This window comes from Tessaracoccus flavus (assembly GCF_001997295.1).
GTDB classification, from domain to species: domain Bacteria; phylum Actinomycetota; class Actinomycetes; order Propionibacteriales; family Propionibacteriaceae; genus Arachnia; species Arachnia flava.
In genome coordinates, this window is sequence record NZ_CP019605.1 from 476,366 (window position 1) to 499,044 (window position 22,679).

A 22,679-nucleotide genomic window follows, 5' to 3' on the forward strand; every position below is an offset into this window, starting at 1 on the left:
TGCATCGCAACGAAGCGAAGGAACAACTATCGTGAGCACTTCGACACAGCAGTCGCCGAGGCTCTCCCACGCGCGGGACCTCTCGCGCCCGGGCTTCATCGTGAAGCTCATCCTCATGGCGCTCGTCAATGCCCTCGGCATCTACGGCATCATGGCCTCCTACGGCCAAGAGGAGTGGGGAGTACTCGCCTTTCTCGTAGTGACCCTGATCGTGGTCAACTACGTCTACTTCTCCAAGCGGGCGATCGCCGCCAAGTACCTGGTCCCTGGTCTGCTCTTCCTGATCGTCTTCCAGATCTATGTCATGGCAAACACGGCCTACGTCGCCTTCACCAACTACGGTGACGGGCACAACGACGCCAAGGGCCCCGCGATCACCCAGATCATGAAGACGGCGGACGGCCGCGTTCCGGACACTCCGACCTACCCGGTTGCCGTGCTGGACCGCGACGGCGAGATCGCCTTCGCGATCGTCGACGGCGACGAGGTGAAGGTGGGCGACATCGACGAGCCGCTCACCGTCGTCGACGACGCTGTTGCCGACGGCGACCGCGTCACGGAGGTGCCCGGGGCCACCATCTTGAACATCAGCGAGATTCAGCAGCGCCAGAACGAGGTGCTCGATCTGCGCGTGTCGATGACGGACAATCCGGATGACGGCTGGCTGCGCACCGACAACGCCGCGATGGCCTACGTCGCCAAGTCGACGCTGGTCTACGACGAGGCTGCGGACACGTTCACCAGCGCCGAGGGCAAGGTCTACACCGCTGACCCCGAACAGGGCCTGTTCGTCGCCGACGACGGCACCACGCTCAGCCCTGGATGGCGTGTCGGTGTTGGCATGGATAACTTCACGCGCGTTTTCACCGACTCCAGGCTTTCGGGTCCGTTCGTCTCGATCCTGATCTGGACATTCGCATTCTCGATCCTGTCCGTGCTGACCACGTTCGCGCTCGGCCTGCTGCTCGCCGTCGTGTTCAACGATCCGCGGGTCAAGGGCCGCACGTTCTACCGGGCCATGTTCATCCTGCCGTACGCGTTTCCGGGGTTCCTGGCCGCACTGGTGTGGAAGGGCATGTTGAACCAGGAGTTCGGCTTCATCAACGAGGTTCTCCTGGGGGGCACGACCGTCGAGTGGTTCACCAACGGGTTCCTGGCGAAGCTGGCCATCATCGGAGTGAACCTGTGGCTGGGTTTCCCCTACATGTTCCTCGTCAGCACTGGTGCGCTGCAGTCCATCCCCGGCGAGCTGGCGGAGGCAGCCGTCGTGGACGGCGCCAACCCGTGGCAGCGATTCTGGTCGATCACGCTGCCTCTGCTACTGGTGTCGGTGGCGCCGCTGCTCATCGCGAGCTTTGCGTTCAACTTCAACAACTTCTCCCTGATCTACATGCTGACCGGCGGTGGCCCCAACTATCCGGGTGCACCGTTCCCGATCGGCGAGTCCGACATCCTGATCTCGATGGTCTACGCCATCGCGTTCGAGTCGGGCAACCGCCAGTTCGGTCTGGCGAGCGCCATGTCGATTCTCATCTTCGTGGTCGTCGGTGTCGTCTCGTGGCTGGGCTTCCGCCAGACCCGCAAACTTGAGGAGATCGTGTGATGGCCAAGAAGAGGGTTGTCCTCGAGAACGAGAACGACACGAGGCTGCGCGGCGGCCGGTGGTGGGCGCAGGTGGGGTGGAAGCACGTCCTCGCTGTCGCGATGATCGTGTACTGCATCTTCCCGATCCTGTACGTGCTGTCCGCTTCCCTCAACGAGGGCGGCACACTGACCGGCTCGAACCAGTTGTTCAGATCCTTCAGCCTGGTCAACTACCAGGAACTGATGGACTCCGACTTCGTGCGGTGGATGCTCCACTCCTTCTATGTGAGCAGCGTGACCGCGATCGGCACCGTCGTCATGGGCGCTGCAGCCGCGTACGCGTTCAGCCGGTTCCGGTTCACGGGTCGCCGCGGAGGCCTGACGGCGCTGCTGATCATCCAGATGTTCCCGCAGATGCTGGCTTTCGTCGCCATCTTCCTGCTGGCACTTCTGATCGGCGACATCTTCCCGGCACTTGGCGTCGGCTCGCACCTGCAGCTGATCCTCATCTACCTGGGCGGAGCGCTCGGCTCGAACACGTTCCTCATGTACGGGTTCTTCAACACCATTCCGCACGAACTGAACGAGGCCGCGAAGATCGATGGCGCCACGCACGCCCAGATCTTCTGGGGCATCATCATGCGGCTCGTCACTCCGATCCTCGCAGTCGTCGGGCTGCTCAGCTTCGTCGGCTCGTACGGCGAGTTCATCCTCGCCCGGATCGTGCTTGCACGGCCGGAGAACTACACGCTGGCAGTCGGCCTGTACGTCTGGGGCTCCGACGAGCGGAACGCCCCGTGGGGCCTCTTCGCTGCCGGTGCGGTCCTCGCTGCCATCCCGATCATCCTGCTGTTCATGTACCTGCAGAAGTACATCGTCTCCGGTCTGACCGCGGGCGGCGTCAAGGGCTGATCCAGACACCCGACCAGAAGCACCCCCGGCAACGGGGGTGTTTCTTTTGTGCCGTAACGCCAACCGGCCACCCGTAACGCCAACGGGCAGCGCGAAACGCCAACCGCCAGCTCGAAACGCCAACCGGCAGCGCTCGACGCCGACGGGACTCAGCGACGCCCCTGAGATATCGCGGGCGTCGCTGGTTCTTGTCGGCGGGTGGCCTTGTCGGTTGGCGTTCGCCTCTATCGGTTGGCGTTTCCTCATGCCTGTTGGCGTTCGCGCCTCTGCGTTGGCGTTCGCTGTTCCTGGTTGGCGTTGTGGGACCTATCGCGCTCGCGTGTCCGGCTCTCGCAGCCAAGAGTTGAGCGGAGGGGGCGTCGTTGACCCGTCTCATTTGCTCAACTCTCTCCTCGCCGCCAGCGCCTGGGTTCAAGAGGGTCGTTGCTCGGCCGGCGGGCTGCTCGAGAGCTCGCTGGCGCCGTCGGTCAAAGAGAACACCCCCGGCGGGGTGGCCGGGGGTGTTCTTGTGTCTGGGGCTCTGAGGTCAGCCAGTGACCCGGACGGCTCCTGCGTACGGCATCGAGTCGAGGCTCGCGGTGCGGACGCCGGTGCGGGGGTTCGCGGCGTCGACGATCTTGCCGTTGCCGACGTAGATGCCGACGTGGCTGATGGGGGAGTAGTAGAACACGAGGTCGCCCGGCTGCAGCTGGCTCTTGGAGATCCGGGTGCCGGCGCTGTACTGGGTGCGCGACGAGCGAGGCAGATCAATGCCCACCTGGCGGTAAGCCCAGCTGGTCAGACCGCTGCAGTCGAAGGTGCTCGGACCGGCGGTGGCGTACACATACCGGGAGCCAACCTTGCTCAGCGCGTAGTCGACGACCTGCTGGCCGATGGAGCTGCGGATCGGCTGCTCGACCGGGACGCCCGACAGAGCAGGCGCAGCAGCGGGGATCGTGGTCACGGCCGGCTTCGTGGACGTGGCGAACTGGACGATGTTGTTGACCGCCCACGTCTTCGAGGAGACGATGCCGTCGTAGGTCTGGCTGAGCGCCGTCGTGACGACGTAGGTGCGGCAGCCGTTGCGGCCGGTGGCGTCCGTGTCGCACTCGGTGCGCCAGCTGCGGCCGTCGTCACCCTTCCAGGTGCCCGGGGTGGCCAGGGGGTTGCCGGTCCAGTCGCCCCGGTTGGAGGGGAGGTAGGTGAGGTTGTTGAACACCCAACCCTCGTGGGAGACGTAGCGGCCGTTGTGCTGGACAACCTTCTTGGCCCAGATCTCGGTGCTGCAGCGCACCACGGTGCTCGAGTACTTCTCGCACTCGGTCTGCCAGTACCGGCCGTTGACCAGATGATGGCCGGGCACGGTGTAGACATCGGTGTCGGCAGCCTGCGCCGGGCCCGAGGGGGCCAGCGCGAGGACTGCGCCGGTAACCGTGGCGAGCGCCAGGTGGAGCGTCTTCTTCAGCATGGGATGCGGTGAACCTTCCGTGGTTGTACCACGGAAACGTAACACCCATTCTGAGAGATTCCAAAAAATCTCTCAGGAACTGCGGTCTGTGGCCTCTATCGCTGCTTGTCCGGAGCGTCGATCGTCGTCGGATGCTGAGAAAACTCAGTTGCCTCAGGTGGTTCGGTTTCGTTTAGAGCGCACACGCAGCGGAATGGGCCAACGTCGATCGGTCCGGCCCCGACACCGGTGCCGCCGGCCTCCAGGTAGCCGTCCAGGAACCCCTTGTGCATGGTGCACAGCAGCGGCAGGATGTCGGGCCGCACGGTCGTGCGGAAGGGGCAACGGGTGAAGGTGAGGGTCGATTCGTCCCGGACGGTGGTGAACCCCCGCTGGCCGAGGTGTCCGACGAGGTCGTCAACGCTGGCAGCCCCGTCGTCGGGATCGGAGCGAGCCACCGAGGCTCCCCAGGCGCGTCCCGCCTCGGCCGCGCGCTGCGCGGCGTCCGGTGCCGGGGCGACGAAGCTGGCGAACAGCACGTCGGTCAACTCCAGCAGGTGGATGTTGGTCAACGTGGGCGAGGCATCCGTGGCGGAGAACAGTAGCGGAGGGCGCCCCTGGTGACCGGTAGGTTGGGCCCACCTCTCCGCATACCGGGCGTCGACAAGGGCATCCAGATGGAAGCGCGCGGAGTTCTTGTGCATGCCCAGTCGGTCTGCCACGTCGACCACGGACATGGCAACTCCTGCAGACTGCAGCAGGGCCAGCACCCGTGCGCGGGTCGGGCCAAGCCCATGGTTAGGGGTCCCCATCGAGCTATTTTCGCATCATCGCTAGTGGGAGCCACACCCGGGGGTGCTTAGCCTGGATCCACCGATTCCCCGCTGCTACGCGACCCCATGCAGGCACACCGGCATCGCCGATCACGCTCAAGGTAAACCCGGTAGCTCTTCGCGTGCATCGTCTTACCGGTGCACCCGCCTGGTGCCGCTCGCTGCGCGACCAATCGGTGGAGCCAGGCTTAGCGCGTTCACCGTCTCCCTTACCTGGAAGCGGGCTTCGCTCTACCCACTCTGAAGGGGTCAGTTTGGTGACAGGCGCGACCACAGTGGTCGTGCATGTCGCGGAATGGCACCTCTCGGGATGTGCCGCCCTCCCTCGCTCAGGGTGCCGTGTCGGCTCGGTGACTGAGTGAAGGCTGTGTTCCGTGAGAAGCGGGCCGGAATGCCAACGAAGAGACCGAAACGCCAACGTTGATCGGAACTCGCCGACGATAACCATCGACGCCCCTGATATCTCGGGGGCGTCGATGGTTTCCGGGGGCGTGTGGGTGTGGTCGTTGGCGTTACGGTCGACCCGTTGGCGTTCCCGGGGATCCGTTGGCGTTTCGATGAAGCCATTGGCGTCGGGGGCGTTTCCGGACACTGCGAGCAGTTTGCGGGTCTTGCCTTCGCGCCGCCTCAAGGCTGACTTCCTGGTGAGGGAGACTTTATTGGGGGCGTGGTTCGTTCCTTACGTCCGCTACTCAGGCGGACGTCTAGGGTCGCCGCGGTCCTCCCGGCCGCGGCTCAGCGCGGCTTTCGCTTAGGCTGGCCCGTATGAGCGGAACGATGACCCGGGTGGCCGACCTCGTCAAGCTGCTGGCTAGGCACGGCGGATCGGGGATCCTGAGCTCCGGCGGCGCCGACGAGTTCCTTACCCAGACTGACGAGGCGGCCGACGCGGGCTCCGGGCCGGAGCAGTTGGCCGCCGACCTGGAGTCGATGGGCCCCACCTACGTGAAGCTGGGCCAGCTCCTGTCCACGCGACACGATCTGCTTCCCCAGGCGTACACGGAGGCTCTCACGCGCCTCCAGGACGACGTCGACCCCATCCCCGCCGACGAAGTGCATCGCATCATCACCGACGAGATCGGTGCAGACGTCAAGGCTCTCTTTGAATCGTTCGACGACGAACCGCTGGCCGCCGCGTCCCTCGGCCAAGTGCATCGGGCCCGCACCCGCTCGGGCCGGGATGTGGTGGTCAAGGTGCAGCGGTCGGACGTCAGGGAGACCGTCCAGGGCGACATGGAGCTGCTGACCCAGGCAGCTGAACTCATCGACAACCGGACGTCGGCGGGGGAGCGCATCGGCACGGCCGCGCTACTGGCGCAGTTCCGGCGCTCGCTGGCCGACGAACTCGACTACCGCAAGGAACTGTCCAACCTGGAGCGACTCCGCGAGCTCGCCGTGTCGGAGGACCTCATCGTCGTCCCCGAACCCATCCGCGACTACAGCACCTCGCGCGTGCTGACGATGGAGTTCATCGGCGGGCGCAAGGTGACCGATGTGGACAGCATCGGTCTGCTCCACGTCGACGGCGAGGCGTTGGCTGAGACGATCTTCCGGTTCTTCCTGGAAACGCTGCTGAACCACGGTCTCCTCCACGCCGACCCCCATCCCGGAAACCTGCTCGTGACCCCCGACGGGCGCCTCGGCCTGATCGATCTCGGCATGGTGGCGCGCGTGTCCAAGCGCGTCCGACAACAGCTCGTGCGGTTGCTGCTCGCGATCGGCGAGGGGGAGGGCGAAGAGGCAGCCAACGTCCTTGCGGCGATGGGCCACCCGACCAGTGACTACGATGCGGCAGCGTTCCGCGACGACGTCAGCCACCTCGTCTCCGGCGCGCTCGCACTCGGCAACGATCTGCAGGCGGGATCCGTGCTCGTCGCGCTCGCGCGCACCTCGGGCGCCCACGGGCTGCGTCCCCCCGCCGAGATGTCGATGATCGGTAAGGCGCTGCTCAACCTCGACAAGGCTGTGGCGCACCTCGACCCTTCGTTCGCGCCCGGCGAGGCCATCCGCGACAACGTCGCAACGATCCTCAAGTCCGGCTTCTCGGTCTCGGCCGGGAGCGCGGTGGCCGGTGCCCTGGAAGCCAAGGAGTTCACCGAGAACCTGCCTCGCCGCGCGAATCGCATCATGGACGCCCTGAGCAGCGGGGAGCTGACCCTCAGGGTCAACGCGATCGACGAGGACCGCCTTCTGGAGACCCTTCACCAGGCCGCCAACAGGCTCACTGTTGGGCTCGTGCTCGCCGCGGTCACCGTCGCGGCGGCGCTGATGTCCGGCATCGAGGCCGGCCCCCGCCTGCTGGGCTATCCACTGGTGGCGCTGCTGTTCTTCCTCGCCGCTGCCCTCGGGGGGCTGGCGCTGGTCGTGTCGATCGTCGTGACCGACCGTCGGACCCGACGCAGGGCCCGGCAGGCTGAGAAGGACGCACCCAAGAGGCTCCGTGACTGAGCTGGGGGAGCACCCTGCCGGGACGCTTGGCCGGGCAGATACGATGCAGCACATGGTGATCGGGCTGGCAGACGCGCACGGGAGGGTCGCACGCGACCTCCGTGTGTCTCTCACCGACCGCTGCAACCTTCGCTGCACCTACTGCATGCCGGCCGAGGGGCTGCAGTGGTTGCCCACCGAGGAGACGCTGTCCGACGACGAGGTGATTCGGCTGATCCGAGTGGCCGTCGAGAGGCTCGGCGTCAACCGGGTGCGATTCACCGGCGGCGAGCCGCTGCTGCGGCCGGGGCTGGAGCGGATCATCGCGGCGACGGTGGCGCTGCAGGGATCGCCCGAAACGGCGCTGACGACGAACGGGCTCGGCCTCGACAAGCGCATTGACCGTCTGAAGGACGCGGGGCTGAACCGCGTCAACATCTCGCTAGACTCACTCGACCCCGCCCGGTACGCCCAGCTCACCCGTCGCGACCGGCTGGGGGACGTGCTGACCTCCATCGAGGCCGTGGACCGCGCCGGGCTACGGCCGCTCAAGGTGAACAGCGTCGTCATGCGCGGAACCAATGAGAGCGACGTCGTACCGTTGGCGGAGTACTGCCTCAGCCGCGGCTATCAGCTGCGCTTCATCGAGCAGATGCCGCTCGGCCCCAAGCACGAGTGGAGCCGGGCCGACATGGTCCGGGCTGCGGAGATCCTCGAACTGCTCGGCCAGCGATTCACGCTGACCCCCGCCAGCGAGCCCCGTGGCACCGCCCCCGCCGAACTCTGGGACGTCGCCGCCGACGACGGTCAGCCCGGGGGCCGGGTGGGGGTCATCGCCTCGGTGACCAACCCGTTCTGCGCAGCGTGCGACCGCACGCGGCTGACGTCCGACGGGCAGGTGCGCAGCTGCCTCTTCTCGCGGGCCGAGACCGACCTGCGTGCACTGCTGCGGGGCGGTGCCAGCGACGACGACATCGTCGAGGCCTGGGTGGGGACGCATCTGGCCAAGCCCAGGGCGCACGGTATCGACGACGAGAGTTTCGTTCAGCCCGAACGCACGATGAGCGCGATCGGTGGATAGGGGAGACATGGAGATCAGATTCTTCGCCGGTGCCGCGGAGGCGGCAGGAGTGGACACCATGGAGATGGAGGTCGAGGGCCTCACCGCCGCTCAGGTCGCGTCCCGGCTGGCTGACCAGAATCCGCGGCTGGCGCGGGTGCTGGCCGTCAGCTCACTGCTGGCCGACGGGGCGCGGATCAGCGACCTGGATGCGGACCTCACGGGCACCTCACGGCTGGACGTCCTTCCTCCCTTCGCCGGGGGATGACCGTCCGTCACGCCGTCGTCCTGGGCGGTGGCCGCTCCTCGCGGATGGGCGCGGACAAGCTGGCGCTACGCCTTGAGGGAGAGTCGCTGCTCGCCCGCGCCTGCGCTGCGGCGCTGACCTTCGCCGACCACGTCGTCGTCGCAGGCCCCGAGCGCGAGGGTGTGCCCGACGGCATCTCGTTCGTCCGCGAGGATCCCCCGTTCTCAGGCCCCGCCGCCGGGCTGGCGGCCGCCCTCGACGCGCTTCCTGCGGGCGATGAGGTCCTCGTGCTGGCGGGCGACCTGGCGTTGCCTCAGTCTGCCGTCGATCTGCTCGCCGCCGAGGCCCTCGAGGGCGACGGGGTGGTGCTCCGCGACGAGGAGGGTTGGCCGCAGTACCTGTGTGGCCGCTACCGCCAGGAACCCCTCACGCGGGCCCTCGCTGGGGACGTTCGCGACGTGGCGGTGCGCCGACTCCTGGGCCCGCTCAATTTGGCAATTTTGTCCGCACCTAAATCGGTCACCGAGGACCTCGATACGCCCGGACAAGCACAGAGACTCGGCGCCGAATAATCTTACGACGACACGTCGGAGATTTTGTCCGACAACTTCGACGCAATGGTCATTGTCGTGCCAAGCTATACGCCATGAGCACAGATTCCGCGCGCCTCGACGGACCGGCCTCCGACGCACTGCTGAACCTCGGGAAGTTCTTCTCGAAGTGGGACACCACCGACGACAACCGGGCGGTGTTCCGGGACGGCGGGCGCGAGGGGGATGTCTTCTACCGAGACCGTTGGAGCCATGACAAGGTCGTTCGCTCCACCCACGGCGTGAACTGCACCGGCTCGTGCTCGTGGAAGGTCTACGTCAAGGACGGGATCATCACGTGGGAGGCCCAGCAGACCGACTATCCGACGACGGGCAACGACCGCCCCGAATACGAGCCGCGCGGCTGCCCCCGCGGCGCGGCCTTCTCCTGGTACACCTACTCGCCCACCCGGGTCCGCTACCCGTACGGGCGTGGCGTGCTCATCGAGATGTACCGCGAGGCCAAGAAGCGCCTTGGCGACCCCGTCGCCGCCTTCAAGGAGATCTCGACTGATCCTGACAAGCGCCGCCGTTACCAGCAGGCCCGCGGCAAGGGCGGCCTGGTGCGGATCTCCTGGAACGAGGCACTCGAGATCGCGGCAGCCAGCTACGTCAACACCATCAAGGAGTACGGGCCCGACCGGCTCGTGTCCTTCTCCCCGATCCCCGCCATGAGCATGGTCAGCCACGCCATCGGCACCCGCTTCACCCACCTGCTCGGCGGCGCGATGACGAGCTTCTACGACTGGTACGCCGACCTGCCCGTTGCCTCCCCACAGGTCTTCGGCGACCAGACCGACGTGCCGGAGTCCGGCGACTGGTGGGATGCCACGTATCTCATGATGTGGGGCTCCAACGTCCCGGTCACCCGCACCCCCGACGCCCACTGGATGGCCGAGGTGCGCTACCGCGGCACCAAGGTTGTCACCGTCGCGCCCGACTACGCCGACAACGTCAAGTTCGCCGACGAGTGGCTGCCCGCCCAGGCCGGTACCGACGGTGCGCTCGCCATGGCGATGGGCCACGTGATGCTGAAGGAGAACTTCGTCGAGCGTCGCGTCCCGTTCTTCGAGGACTACGTCAAGCAGTACACCGATATGACCATGCTGGTGCGCCTCGTCGAGCACCCCGACGGTCATGGCCTCACCGCGGCCAAGTTCCTCACCGCCGCCGACCTGGGTCAGGACGTCCCCGACGCCGCCTGGAAGACCGTGCTGTGGGACAAGGCTACGGGCACGCCCCAGGTCCCGAACGGCTCCATCGGCTACCGCTACAACGACGACGGCCAGGGCAAGTGGAACCTCGAGCTCGGCGATCTCGACCCCGCACTCTCCCTGCTCGACGCCGATGGGGCCGACGCCGCGGAGATCGCGCTGCCGTGCTTCGAGGACCCGCGCGGCAAGGGCTCGATCCTCCAGCGCGGCGTGCCGACGATGCGCATCGGCGACCATCTCGTCACCACCGTGTTCGACCTCATGCTCGCCCAGTACGGCGTCGGGCGCGACGGGCTGCCGGGTCTCTGGCCGAGCGGCTACGACGACGAGACAGTCCCGTACACCCCCGCCTGGCAGGCGCCCATCACCGCGGTGCCCGCGGAGGCCTGTCTCCGGATCGCGCGCGAGTTCGCCAAGAACTCCGAGGACTCCCAGGGCCGCACGATGATCATCATCGGTGCCGGTATCTGCCACTGGTACCACGCCGACACCACCTACCGCGCGATCATGGCGCTGCTCATGATGACCGGATGCATCGGCCGCAACGGCGGTGGCTGGGCCCACTACGTCGGCCAGGAGAAGTGCCGCCCCATGACGGGCTGGTTCAACATGGCCAACGCGCTCGACTGGTCGCGCCCGCCGCGCACCATGATCGGCACCGGGTACTGGTACATGCACACCGACCAGTGGCGCACCGACGGCTACTCCGCCGACGCGATCACCAGCCCGCTGTCGACCGGTTCGCTCGACGGGCTGCACAGCGCCGATGCCATGGCCAAGTCGTGGCGGCAGGGTTGGATGCCGTTCTACCCCCAGTTCGACCGCAACCCGCTGGACCTCGCCGACGAGGCCCGCGCCGCCGTCGAGGCGGGGGAGGCCCCGGATGTCAGCTCCTGGGTGGCGGCCAAGCTCAAGTCCGGGGAGCTGGGCTCAGCGATCGAGGACGTCGACGCGCCCGAGAACTGGCCCCGCACGATGATCCTGTGGCGATCCAACCTGTTCGGGTCCTCCGCGAAGGGCAACGAGTACTTCCTCAAGCATCTGCTGGGCACCCACAACAACGTGATGCCGAACGAGCACGGCGCCGGGATGCACCCCAAGGAGGTGCGCTTCCGCGAGGACGCGCCGGAGGGCAAGCTCGACCTGCTCATCACCGCCGACTTCCGCATGACCAGCTCGACGATGCTGAGCGATCTCGTCTTCCCCGCCGCCACCTGGTACGAGAAGCACGATCTCTCCAGCACCGACATGCACCCGTATGTCCATGCGTTCACGCCAGCCATCAACCCGCCGTGGGAGACCCGGACCGACTTCGATGTGTTCGTCGATCTGGCCCGCGCCATCTCCAAGATGGCCAAGGGCCGGCTCGACACGCGCTACGACGTCGTGGCCGTGCCTCTGCAGCACGACACGCCGGGGCAGGTGAAGCAGCCCGGAGGCATCGAGCGCGACTGGAAGAAGCCCGAGATCCCGGCCCAGCCCGGCGTCAACATGCCGAGCCTCATGCTGGTGGAGCGCGACTACACGGCGATCGCTGACAAGCTCGTCGCCGTCGGACCGCTGGCGGACCGCCTCGGCTTCACGGTGAAGAACATCACCTACGACATCACCCACCAGGTGGAGAAGCTGGCGAAGAAGCACGGCGTCTTCCCCGACGGCGTCGCCGCCGGTCGCCCCGCCGTCGACTCCGACAAGCGGTTCGCGGAAGCCATCCTCATGTTCTCCGGCACGACGAACGGCGAACTCGCCACCCAGGGCTTCCACGACCTGGAGAAGAAGACCGGCCGCAAGCTGGCGGACCTCTCCGCGGGCCTCGAGGAGAAGCAGATCACCTTCATCGAGACCCAACAGGCTCCGCAGCCCGTCATCACGTCACCGGAATGGTCCGGCTCCGAGACGGGCGGTCGGCGTTACGCGGCGTTCACGATCAACGTCGAACGGCTGAAGCCCTGGCACACGCTCTCGGGCAGGATGCACTTCTTCCTCGACCACGACTGGCTGACCGACGCAGGCGAGAACCTGCCCATCTTCCGGCCCCCGCTGGATATGACACGGGGGTACGGCGAGCCCGAACTGGGCCCGAACGGCGAGAAGACCATCACGCTGCGCTACCTCACGGTGCACAACAAGTGGTCGATCCACTCCGAGTACCAGGACAACCTGTTCATGCTGAGCCTCGGCCGCGGTGGCCCCCAGGCGTGGCTGAGCGTCGCCGACGCCGCCTCCATCGGGGTCAAGGACAACGACTGGATCGAGCTCACCAACGCCAACGGCGTCTTCGTGGCCCGAGCTGTGGTCTCCCCGAAGCTTCCCGACGGCGTGGCGTACGTGCAGCACGCGCAGGAGCGCACGATCGACGTCCCGAAGTCGGAGGCGACGGGCCGCCGCGGCGGTATCCACAACTCCGTCACCCGGATCCTGCTCAAACCGACGCACCTCATCGGTGGGTACGCCCACCTCAGCTACGCGTTCAACTATCTCGGCCCAACCGGTGTCCAGCGCGACATCGTCTCGACGGTGCGCCGTCGCTCCCAGGAGGTTCAGTACTGATGCGAGTCATGGCGCAGGTGTCGATGGTGATGAACCTCGACAAGTGCATCGGATGCCACACGTGTTCGGTGACGTGCAAGCAGGCCTGGACCAACCGGGCCGGGATCGAGTACGTGTGGTTCAACAACGTCGAGACCCGGCCGGGTCTCGGCTATCCCCGCACGTACGAGGACCAGGAGAAGTGGCAGGGCGGCTGGGTCCGCACCCGCAACGGTCGCCTCAAGCTGAAGTCGGGCGGTCGGTTCAAGAAGCTGCTCAGCATCTTCGCCTCCCCGGTGCAGCCGGGGATGGACGACTACTACGAGCCCTGGACCTACGACTACGAGAACCTCATCAAGTCGCCGCTGATCGACGACTTCCCCGTCGCGCAGCCGCAGTCGCTGATCACGGGTGAGAACATCGCCATCACGTCGTCGTCCAACTGGGACGACGCTCTGGGCGGCATCCACGAGACCATCGAGAACGACCCGATCATCGCCAAGCTCCGCGACGAGTCGAACATGCGGATCAAGGCGGAGTACGAGAAGACGTTCATGTTCTTCGTGCCGCGCATCTGCGAGCACTGCCTCAACCCGTCCTGCATGGCGGCGTGCCCGTCGGGCGCGATCTACAAGCGCGAGGAAGACGGCATCGTGCTCGTCGACCAGGACCGGTGCCGGGGCTGGCGCCAGTGCATCACCGGCTGCCCGTACAAGAAGATCTACTTTAACCACCGCACCGGCAAGGCAGAGAAGTGCCACTTCTGTTACCCGCGCATCGAGGTCGGGCTGCCGACGGTGTGCTCCGAGACCTGCGTCGGCCGTCTGCGTTACATCGGCATCGTGCTCTACGACGCCGACCGCGTGACCGAGGCGGCCGCCGTCGAGGATCCCAAGGACCTCTACGAAGCCCAGCTCGATCTCATGCTGGACCCGCGCGACCCTGAGGTCATCGCCGCCGCTCGCGAGAGCGGGATCCCGGAGGACTGGCTGCTCGCCGCTGCGAAGTCGCCGATCTACGCGCTGTGCAAGTACTTCAAGGTTGCGCTCCCGCTGCACCCGGAGTACCGGACCATGCCGATGGTCTGGTACATCCCGCCGCTGTCGCCCGTCGTCGACCTCCTCAAGGAGCAGGGCCATGACGGGGAGGCCGCCGGCAACCTGTTCGGGGCGATCGACACGCTGCGGATTCCCGTGGAATACCTCGCAGAGCTTTTCACCGCGGGCGACACCCGGCCGGTGGTCGAAGTGCTCCAGAAGCTCGCCGCGATGCGCAGCTACATGCGCGACGTGACGCTCGGCCGCGGCGGCGACGAGGAGATCGCGGCCGCCGTCGGCATGACGGGCCCGGCGATGGAACAGATGTACCGCCTGTTGGCGATCGCCAAGTACGACGAGCGCTACGTCATCCCGACCGCCCACCGCGAGCAGGCGCATAACCTGGAGGAGATGGGCTGTTCGGTCGACTTCGACGGCGATCCCATGTACGCGGGGGATGGCCCGTACGGCAGCTCCTCGGGGCGGCCCGTGCCGGTCACCATCGAGAGCTACCGCAACCGCCAAGCCGCGGTGAACGACACGAGCATGGACTGAGCACGTGAGCAACGACACCCAGATCTGCTTCCAGGCTGCCGGCCTGCTGCTCAGCTATCCCGACGAGCAGCTTCTGTCGACCCTGGATCTGGTGGAGGACGCGGTGGCGGCGACGCCGTCGGCCCCGCTGTTCGCCCCGGTGCTCGCCCATCTGCGTGCGAAGCCGCTGCGCGAGCTGCAGGAGTTTCACGTGCAGGAGTTCGACCTCTCGCGGCGCCACGCGCTGCACCTGACCTACTGGACCGACGGCGACACGCGCCGGCGCGGCGAAGTGCTGGCCGCCATCAAGCAGACCTACCGTGAGTCGGGTCTGCTCGTGAACCTCGACGGCGAGCTGCCCGACTACCTACCGATGGTGCTGGAGTTCGCTGCCCGCGGTGACCAGGAGCGGGGGCTCGGCCTGCTGAACAGCTACCGCGCCAGCCTCGAGCTCCTCCGGCTCGGACTCCGCAAGGACAAGCTCCCCCACGAGGGCGTTGTCGAGGCGGTCTGTCGCTGCCTGCCCGGACCCATGGCCCGGGACCGTGCGGACGTGCAGACCTTGTACGGCGCCATGTTCGTGGACGCCCCGCCGATCGAGCAGGTCGGCCTTGAGACCTATCAGATCCAGACAGGCAGGCCAGCATGAACTTCCTCCTGTGGGGAATCCTTCCCTACCTCACCGTCATCATCCTCGTCGGCGGCCTCGTGTGGCGCTACAAGTACGACCAGTTCGGGTGGACGACGCGCAGCTCCCAGCTCTACGAGTCGAAGCTGCTGAAGATCGCCTCCCCGCTGTTCCACTTCGCGCTGCTGGCCGTGCTCATCGGCCACATCGTCGGCCTGCTCATCCCGAAGGCGTTCACCGACAGGATCGGTCTGAGCCAGGAGATGTACCACGCCGGCGCCCTCTACGGCGGTGGCTTGGCGGGGTTGGCCCTGATCGCCGGCCTGGCGATGCTGATCTGGCGACGTCGCCGCACCGGCAAGGTGTTCGCCGCCACGACCGCCAACGACAAGTTCATGTACCTCGTCCTGGGCGCGGTCATCCTCGCCGGGCTGATCGCGACGTTCACAGGCGAGACGACACCGAGCGGCGAGCACCACAACTACCGCGAGACGGTCTCGATCTGGTTCCGTTCCCTGTTCGTGCTGCAGCCCAACGTCGAGGCCATGGCCGCCGCGACCTGGCAGTTCAAGGTGCACGTCCTCATCGGCTTCGCGCTGTTCGCCATCACGCCCTTCACCAGGTTGGTGCACGCGTTCACTGCGCCCCTGCATTATCTGTTCCGCCCCTACATCGTGTACCGCTCCCGTGACCTGCAGCCGACCCGCTCCACCAGCGGTCAGCGGCGCGGCTGGGATCCCATCGGCACCTCCGACCGCGAAAGGGGCCGTCGCTAGCCCATGGCCAAGCTGATCGAGGTGGCCCCCGTCCACGACACGGGCAAGGGGGCCGGTCGCGTCGCGACCATGTCCACCATCGCGTTCACCCTCATGTTCGCGGTGTGGTTGATGTTCGGCATCCTGGGCGTCCCGATCCAGCAGGAGTTGGGGCTGACGGACGTTGAACTGTCGTGGATCTCCGCGCTGGCGGTGTTGAACGGCTCGATGTGGCGACTGCCGGCAGGGATCCTCGCCGACCGCATTGGCGGTCGGCGGGTGACGCTGTTCCTGGTGTTCTCCACCGCAGTGGCCGCCTACTTCGTGTCGAGGGCCGACAGCTACGCGTCGCTGCTGATCCTCGCGTTCCTGGTCGGCTTCGCCGGCAACCTGTTCTCGGTGGGCACCACCTGGAACGCCGCGTGGTTCTCCCGGGATCGGCAGGGCCTAGCGCTCGGCGTGTTCGGTGCGGGCAACGTCGGGGCGTCGGTCACCAAGTTCATCGGCCCCCCGCTCATCGCCGGCACCGCCGGCGCAACCTACGCGTTCGGCGTCGAGGGCGGCTGGCGGCTGGTACCGGTCATCTACGCGGCGCTCCTCATCGTCGTCGGTGTGGCCACCTGGCTGATCGTGCCGCGGCAGGATCGCGCGCCGGGCAGCGCGAAGCCCATCCGCGAGATGCTGGTGCCCCTCAAGCACGTGCGCGTGTGGCGCTTCAGCCTCTACTACGTGGCGGTCTTCGGCGCCTACGTCGCGCTGTCGGCCTGGCTGCCGAAGTACTACGTCGACAACTTCGACGTCGGCCTCGGCACCGCGGGCCTGCTCACGGCGACCTTCATCTTCCCCGCCTCGCTCCTGCGGCCCGTGGGCGGCGCGCTCGCTGACCGCTACGGGGCCCGCCGGGTCATGTACTGGACCTTCGGCCTGATGCTGGCCACCTCCGGCATCCTCATGATGCCCAACGGCTACATCGTCATCACCCACGCCGACGGCTCCGAGACCCAGCATCTGGCCTACCAGCTGAGCGTCTGGGCGTTCGCCGCGCTGGTGTTCCTCCTCGGCTGCGCCATGGGCCTCGGGAAGGCCGCGGTCTTCAAGCACATTCCCGAATACTTCCCCGACAACGTCGGATCCGTGGGCGGCCTCGTCGGCACCCTCGGCGGGCTGGGCGGCTTCATCCTGCCGCCGCTGTTCGCCTACACGAAGGTCTGGTCCGGGTTCCCGACCTCGACCTTCTTCGTGATCTTCCTCCTCACCGTCGTCTGCGCGGTGTGGATGCACCTCACCATCGTCAAGATGCTGCACGACAACTCGCCCGAGCTTGCCGGCACCATTGAACTGCCCCTCGAGGAGGCCCGCGCATGAGCACCAAGCTGGAGACCAAGGGCGACTGGCTGCAGTCGTGGGATCCCGAGGATCCCGAGAAGTGGGACCAGAAGCTGGCGTGGAACACGCTGACCGTCACGACGTTCACGCTCACGCTGGCGTTCGTCGCCTGGTTCCTGCCCAGCGCCATCGTGCCGAAGCTCAACGCGTTGGGGTTCACGTTCACCAAGGCGCAGCTCTACTGGATGGCGGCCATGCCGGGCCTCTCCGGTGGGCTCCTTCGTCTGGTGTGGATGGTCCTCCCACCGAAGATCGGCACGCGGAAGATGGTGACGCTCACCACGTTGCTCCTCATCCTGCCCGTCCTCGGGTGGGGGTTCGAGGTCACCAACCCCGACGTGCCGTACTGGCGCCTCATGGGGCTGGCGATCCTGTCCGGCATCGGCGGCGGCGCCTTCTCCGGCTTCATGCCCTCGACGTCGTACTTCTTCCCCAAGCGCCTGCAGGGCACCGCGCTCGGCCTGCAGGCGGGCATCGGCAACTTCGGCGTCTCGCTGGTGCAGTTGCTCACCCCCTGGCTGATCAGCTTCGGCATGTTCGGCTTCCTCGGCTCCCAGACCATGACGACGGCCGGTGCCTCGGACGTCGTCGTGTGGTACCAGAACTCGGCTCTGGTGTACCTGCCGTTCATCGTCGCGGGCGCCATCTGGGCCTACATCGTGCTGCGCTCGGTGCCGGTCAAGGCCAACATCAAGCAGCAGTTCGACATCTTCAGCAACCAGGACACCTGGTGGATGACGATTCTCTACATCATGACGTTCGGCACGTTCTCCGGCCTCTCCGCCCAGTTCGGCCTCCTGATGCTCAACCTGTACGGCTCCGGCAACTCGGCGATCGTCGAGGGGGCTGGCTCCACCGCCACCATCCTCATCGAGGGCTACACGCTGCCCGATCCCGTCAAGTTCGTCTTCCTCGGCCCGCTCGTGGGCGCAGGCGCGCGCGTGGTCTTCTCGCCGCTGACCGACAAGATGGGCGGCGCCATCTGGACGCTCATCTCCGGGATCGGGGTCCTCGCGTCGATCCTGTTCACCATCCCGGCGCTGACGCCGGACCTGTCCAGCGCCGAGGCGCTGCAGGGCGACTTCAACCAGTTCCTCTGGGGCATGCTGGCGATCTTCCTGTTCTCCGGCATCGGCAACGCGTCGACGTTCAAGCAGATGCCGATGATCTTCGAGAAGCGTCAAGCGGGCGGGGTCATCGGGTGGACCGCAGCCATCGCCGCGTTCGGGCCGTTCCTGTTCGGCGTGGGGCTCACCATCATGAGCCCGACGCTGTTCTACATCATCGGTGCGGTGTGGGCCGTTGGCTGCATCGCCATCACCTGGTTCCGCTACGCGCGCCCCGGCGCCCCGAAGCCGAGCTGACGTAACCTTGGGGCGCATGGAGCTGACCAGGGTCACAACGGCTGACATCGACACCGACGCGCTGCTCGCGAGCGTCTCCGACGACCGCGCCGGGGCGGTGGTGAGCTTCGCCGGCGTCGTGCGCAACCACGACCACGGCAAGACCGTCACGGGCATCGAGTACGTCGGCCACCCCACGGCCGACGAGGTCCTGCGTGAGGTCGTCGCCGAGTTCTCGGGCAGGGACGGGGTGCATGCGATCGTCGCGCAACACCGCGTCGGGATGCTGGGGATCGGCGGCGTGGCACTGTACGTGGCTGTCGCCGCGTCGCATCGCGCGCAGGCCTTCGACTGCGCCTCCGGTCTGGTGGACCGCGTCAAGGAGGTGCTGCCCATCTGGAAGAAGCAGCTCCTGGCGGACGGCACCCACGAATGGTCGCAGTGCCCGTGATGGGGCTCAGCACAGCGCAGCGGGAGCGCTACCTGCGCAACATCGACGTCGTGGGCTTCGGCACCGACGGACAGGAGCGGCTGCTCGATTCGTCCGTCCTCGTCATCGGTGCCGGAGGACTGGGGTCAGCGGCCCTGCCGTACCTCGCCGCTGCCGGCGTCGGCCGGATCGGCGTCGTCGACGGGGACGCCGTTGAGCTGAAGAACATGCAGCGGCAGGTGCTCCACACCGAACTGGGCCGCAACAAGGCAGAGTCCGCCGCGCAGCGCCTCCGGGCGCTCAACCCTGACGTGCACGTCGACGTCTTCCCCGAGTTCCTCACCTACGAGCGCGCGTGCGAACTCTTCGTTGACTATGACCTGGTGATGGACTGCTGCGACACGTTCGGCGCCAAGTTCATGCTCTCCGATGCCGCCGAGGCAGTCGGCGCCAGGTTGATCTGGGCTTCTGCGGTCGGCATGCAAGGGCAATGCTCTGTGTTCGGAGTCCCCGACGAGCACGGTGAACGGCTGTACCTTCGCGACCTCATCCCCACCGAGCCCGATCCCGACGACTACCCCAAGGCCACCGAGATCGGGGTGCTCGGGGCGATGGTGGGACAGATCGGTGCCTTGGAGGCCACCGAGGCGATCAAGCTTCTGGCTGGCTTCGGCGAGCCGCTCGTCGGCAGGGTGATGGTCCTCGACGCCCTGCGGGGGCGGTGGGACGTCCTCAGCCTCCGCAAGGCACCCCGCCAGACGCGGAGCGCGGGATGAGGACGGTCGAGGAGCAGCGCGCCCGGATCCTGTCGCTGGCAGAACCGCTAGCCGCAGAGGTCACACCGATTGTTTCGGCCGTCGGCGGCGTGCTGGCCGAGGACCTGCCCGCGCGGTTCGCGGTGCCTCCCTTCGACAACTCGGCGATGGATGGCTTCGCGGTCCGGGCCGGGGATCTCGCCGCCGGCGTCGAGCTCGTTGTCGTCGGGGACATCCCGGCCGGTGCCACCTCCGTCCCTGAAGTTGGAGAGGGGCAGTGCGCCCGCATCATGACCGGCGCCCCGCTGCCGCCCGGCGCGGACGCCGTCGTGCCGGTGGAGCTCACCGACCAGCCCTGGGGCCAGGCTGAGCTGCCCGCGCGGATGAGAATCACCGAGGCCGTCGCCGTCGGGAAGCACGTGCGCCGCAAGGGGGAGAACGTCCGCGTCGGAGAACCCGGCCTCCCGGCCGGGCTGGCGTGGTCACCGGCCGCCGCGTCTTCGGCGGCCTCACTCGGCTACGCCGAGGTGCCGCTGATCAGGCGGCCGAGGGTGGCTGTGCTGTCCACGGGCTCCGAACTCGTCGCTCCAGGCGAACCGCTCGGCTTCGGGCAGATCCCCGACTCTAATTCGGTGCTCCTCGCAGGGCTGTGCCGGCAGTTCGGCGCCGAGGTGATCTCGGCGCGGGCGGTGGGCGACGACCCCGCCCAGTTCCGCGCGGCGTTGGACGTCGCGTTGGCCGCAGACCTCGTCGTCACCACCGGAGGGGTATCCGTCGGCGCCTTCGAGGTGGTCCGGCAGGTGACCGAAGGCCAGATCGAGTTCACGAAGGTGGCGATGCAGCCCGGCAAACCCCAGGCCTCCGGGGTGCTCGCCGCGCCGGACGGGAGGAAGGTGCCGATGCTGGGCCTGCCCGGAAATCCCGTGAGCGCCTTCGTCTCCGCATGGGTCTTCGTCCGCCCGCTCATCGCGTGCCTCGCGGGACGCGCTGACCGGTGGCCGTCGGTGCAGGCGCGCGCCGCCGTCGGCTGGTCGACGCCGCCCGGCCGCCGGCAGTACGTGCCGGTCGCCGTTGCCGACGGACTGGCCACCCCTGTCCACGCTCTGGGCTCCGGGTCCCACCTCGTCGCGACCCTCGCCCTTGCCGACGGCCTCGCCGTCGTGCCGGAGGATGTGGAGCAGGTGCAGCCCGGCGACCTTCTGACGGTGCACTCCATCACTGCCTGATCCGTCTCTCTGGAGCAGCTGTCGAATCGGTCCCCGAGCAGTGACGAGCGCTCTGCGCGAGGAGCGTCCGTCGAATCGGTCCCGGAGCAGGGCCGGCGAGCGTAGCGAGCAGCCCGTCCGTCGAAGGGTCACGACCTCTCTACCTGCCGCCGCCCCCGACCCAGGGCGGCGACCACAGTCACGGCTGTTACCCTTCGACAAGCTCAGGGGGCAGGGCGACAGCTCAGGGACCTGGGTTGATCCCTGAGCAGGGCCGGCGAGCGTAGCGAGCAGCCCGTCCGTCGAAGGGTCACGACCTCTCTACCTGCCGCCCGCCGGAGACCGCGTCGATCAAGTTCCAGAGTGCATCGGTGTTCACCCTCTCATGCTCCCACTTTGGAGGGCTGGGTCGCTGATCCGCATCTGCATCACCTCCCTCCGGTGACTTGGGCTGGGAAGCACCACCTGAGATCTGTTCACGCGCTGGTCTGGATTGGCCCGGGTTCATAGGGGGCAGGACAGCACGAGGACAGCGAAAGGGGCCACGGAGATGTCGGATGAGGAGACGCAGCAGCTGATCGTTGCTGCGAAGGGCGAGGCGGAGGCCTGCGACCAGTTGGTGTTCTGGACCCAGCGCCTGCAGCACGCGCTGGATGCCCGCCGCCAGCTGCTGGACGTTCCCCCGGAGGAACTGAAGGCCGCCCTGGAGGCGCAGCGATGACCACCGCCACGTTCTCGCTGGCTGAGCTGCGCGCCGCCTACACCGCCCTCCACGCCGGAGCCTTCACCACCGACCCGACCCCCCAACCCGAAACGGCCACCGCAGCAGTGGCGGAACTGCCAGCTGCGGCTGCGGATGCGGTGGTGGGTGTGGTCGGTGTCTCGGGTGGGGTGGGAACGACCACGGTGGCGTTGGCGATCGCCGAAGCACTCGCCGCCGGCCGCCTGGTCGAGCTCAGCGTGCCGCACACCTCTGGGTTGGCGGCCGCGTCGTCGGCTGAACTCGGCACCCAGCACGGCTGGAGTATCGGGTCCCGCGACGGGCTGCGGCTGGAGCGCCGCACCGACCCCGACGCCACGATCCTCCCCGACACCGCCGCAGGGGTCACGGTCCTGGACCTCGGCGCTTGGGCAGAGCCTCTCCCGGCGGTGTCTGTGTTGGTAGTGGTCGCGTCGTGTTCGGTGCCGAGCGTGCGGCGTCTCAACGCCCGCCTTGAGGTCCTCCACGGCCTGCGGGTGGTGCCGGTGATCACCGGGGTCCCGGGTCGGGCACTGCCCAAGCCGGTCGGTTCGGTGTGCGGGCCGAGGCTGCGCGCCGCAGCGGCCGACGGGCTGCTGCTGCTGGTGCCGGAATGTGCGTCTCTTCGGGTCGGTGGGGTTACTGCCGATCCGCTTCCTCGTCGGCTGCAGTCCGCGGTCGACGTCATCAAATCGTGTGTGGAGGAAATCTCATGATCGTTCAGTTCGTAGTCGAGGCCGTGTCTGCGGGTGTGGTGGTGCCGGCGGAGGGGCGGGGGATGGTGTGCCCGGTCGCGCCGGCGGGGGCGCAGGTCCTGGTCGATGAGTTCCTGGGCTGGTTCTCCTGGGCCCTGGTGTGGGTAGCGTTCCCGGCAGGGATCCTGGCCGCGGTCGCGGCGGTGATCCTGGGCAAGGTGTTCTCGATGCCCCACGTCTCCAAGGGCGGCCTGATCGGGGTGTTCGTCGTCCTCGGCGCCGCCCTGCTCTATCTCGTGATCCCGGGCATCCTGTCGGGATTCCTCGGCGACGGCTGCGTCACCCGCTAA

Annotated in this window: 20 protein-coding genes; 18 read left to right on the forward strand and 2 right to left on the reverse strand. The window is 67.3% G+C overall.

Annotated elements, in window-relative coordinates:
- Window positions 1-31 precede the first annotated feature (31 nt).
- Window positions 32-1,603, forward strand: a complete 1,572-nt coding sequence (locus RPIT_RS02060) for an ABC transporter permease subunit (RefSeq protein ID WP_226996314.1) — start codon at window positions 32-34, stop codon at window positions 1,601-1,603.
- The gene (locus tag RPIT_RS02065) at window positions 1,603-2,496 is read left to right on the forward strand and encodes a sugar ABC transporter permease (RefSeq protein WP_077340110.1); all 894 of its coding nucleotides are present in this window, start codon (window positions 1,603-1,605) and stop codon (window positions 2,494-2,496) included. Before RPIT_RS02060 ends, RPIT_RS02065 begins: the two co-directional genes overlap by 1 nt.
- A gap of 526 nt (window positions 2,497-3,022) precedes the next feature.
- On the opposite strand, the gene RPIT_RS02070 is transcribed toward RPIT_RS02065, so the two are convergent.
- Window positions 3,023-3,943, reverse strand: coding sequence for a C40 family peptidase (locus RPIT_RS02070; protein WP_077340112.1), 921 nt, complete (start codon window positions 3,941-3,943; stop codon window positions 3,023-3,025).
- A 95-nt stretch (window positions 3,944-4,038) separates the two neighbouring features.
- A complete protein-coding gene (locus RPIT_RS02075; protein WP_237267840.1) occupies window positions 4,039-4,659 on the reverse strand; it encodes a helix-turn-helix transcriptional regulator in 621 nt (206 codons plus the stop codon).
- Between the two features lie 861 nt (window positions 4,660-5,520).
- On the opposite strand from RPIT_RS02075, the gene RPIT_RS02080 reads away from it, so the two are divergent.
- The 16 genes from RPIT_RS02080 (at window position 5,521) to RPIT_RS02150 (ending at window position 22,679) form a co-directional block, all read left to right on the forward strand.
- Window positions 5,521-7,203 carry an ABC1 kinase family protein gene (locus RPIT_RS02080; RefSeq protein ID WP_077340116.1) on the forward strand — a complete coding sequence of 561 codons (1,683 nt, stop codon included), beginning with the start codon at window positions 5,521-5,523 and terminating at the stop codon, window positions 7,201-7,203.
- A 52-nt stretch (window positions 7,204-7,255) separates the two neighbouring features.
- The gene (gene moaA / locus RPIT_RS02085) at window positions 7,256-8,263 is read left to right on the forward strand and encodes a GTP 3',8-cyclase MoaA (RefSeq protein ID WP_077340117.1); all 1,008 of its coding nucleotides are present in this window, start codon (window positions 7,256-7,258) and stop codon (window positions 8,261-8,263) included.
- Between the two features lie 7 nt (window positions 8,264-8,270).
- Window positions 8,271-8,510 (forward strand): MoaD/ThiS family protein, encoded by a 240-nt coding sequence (locus RPIT_RS02090; protein ID WP_077340119.1) that lies wholly within the window; start codon window positions 8,271-8,273, stop codon window positions 8,508-8,510.
- Window positions 8,507-9,061, forward strand: coding sequence for a molybdenum cofactor guanylyltransferase (gene mobA, locus RPIT_RS02095; protein ID WP_077340121.1), 555 nt, complete (start codon window positions 8,507-8,509; stop codon window positions 9,059-9,061). The genes RPIT_RS02090 and mobA overlap by 4 nt, the downstream gene beginning before the upstream one ends.
- Window positions 9,062-9,135: 74 nt before the next feature.
- Window positions 9,136-12,843 (forward strand): nitrate reductase subunit alpha, encoded by a 3,708-nt coding sequence (locus tag RPIT_RS02100; protein WP_077340123.1) that lies wholly within the window; start codon window positions 9,136-9,138, stop codon window positions 12,841-12,843.
- On the forward strand, window positions 12,843-14,414 hold the full coding sequence (narH, locus tag RPIT_RS02105) for a nitrate reductase subunit beta (protein WP_077340136.1): 1,572 nt from the start codon (window positions 12,843-12,845) through the stop codon (window positions 14,412-14,414). Before RPIT_RS02100 ends, narH begins: the two co-directional genes overlap by 1 nt.
- 4 nt (window positions 14,415-14,418) lie before the next feature.
- Complete coding sequence (narJ, locus tag RPIT_RS02110; protein WP_077340138.1) at window positions 14,419-15,042, forward strand: nitrate reductase molybdenum cofactor assembly chaperone; 624 nt, start codon at window positions 14,419-14,421, stop codon at window positions 15,040-15,042.
- Complete coding sequence (gene narI / locus RPIT_RS02115; RefSeq protein WP_077340140.1) at window positions 15,039-15,797, forward strand: respiratory nitrate reductase subunit gamma; 759 nt, start codon at window positions 15,039-15,041, stop codon at window positions 15,795-15,797. The genes narJ and narI overlap by 4 nt, the downstream gene beginning before the upstream one ends.
- Window positions 15,798-15,800: 3 nt before the next feature.
- Complete coding sequence (locus RPIT_RS02120) at window positions 15,801-17,141, forward strand: MFS transporter (protein WP_077340142.1); 1,341 nt, start codon at window positions 15,801-15,803, stop codon at window positions 17,139-17,141.
- On the forward strand, window positions 17,138-18,526 hold the full coding sequence (locus tag RPIT_RS02125) for an MFS transporter (protein ID WP_077340144.1): 1,389 nt from the start codon (window positions 17,138-17,140) through the stop codon (window positions 18,524-18,526). The genes RPIT_RS02120 and RPIT_RS02125 overlap by 4 nt, the downstream gene beginning before the upstream one ends.
- 16 nt (window positions 18,527-18,542) lie before the next feature.
- Window positions 18,543-18,956, forward strand: coding sequence for a molybdenum cofactor biosynthesis protein MoaE (locus RPIT_RS02130; protein ID WP_077340146.1), 414 nt, complete (start codon window positions 18,543-18,545; stop codon window positions 18,954-18,956).
- Window positions 18,938-19,711 carry a HesA/MoeB/ThiF family protein gene (locus RPIT_RS02135; protein ID WP_077340148.1) on the forward strand — a complete coding sequence of 258 codons (774 nt, stop codon included), beginning with the start codon at window positions 18,938-18,940 and terminating at the stop codon, window positions 19,709-19,711. Before RPIT_RS02130 ends, RPIT_RS02135 begins: the two co-directional genes overlap by 19 nt.
- Entirely contained in the window at window positions 19,708-20,916 is a 1,209-nt protein-coding gene (locus RPIT_RS02140; protein ID WP_077340149.1) for a molybdopterin molybdotransferase MoeA, read from the forward strand. The genes RPIT_RS02135 and RPIT_RS02140 overlap by 4 nt, the downstream gene beginning before the upstream one ends.
- A gap of 529 nt (window positions 20,917-21,445) precedes the next feature.
- On the forward strand, window positions 21,446-21,616 hold the full coding sequence (locus tag RPIT_RS14845) for a hypothetical protein (protein WP_157633319.1): 171 nt from the start codon (window positions 21,446-21,448) through the stop codon (window positions 21,614-21,616).
- Window positions 21,613-22,350, forward strand: coding sequence for a hypothetical protein (locus RPIT_RS02145; RefSeq protein ID WP_077340151.1), 738 nt, complete (start codon window positions 21,613-21,615; stop codon window positions 22,348-22,350). Before RPIT_RS14845 ends, RPIT_RS02145 begins: the two co-directional genes overlap by 4 nt.
- Window positions 22,347-22,679, forward strand: coding sequence for a hypothetical protein (locus tag RPIT_RS02150; RefSeq protein ID WP_077340153.1), 333 nt, complete (start codon window positions 22,347-22,349; stop codon window positions 22,677-22,679). The genes RPIT_RS02145 and RPIT_RS02150 overlap by 4 nt, the downstream gene beginning before the upstream one ends.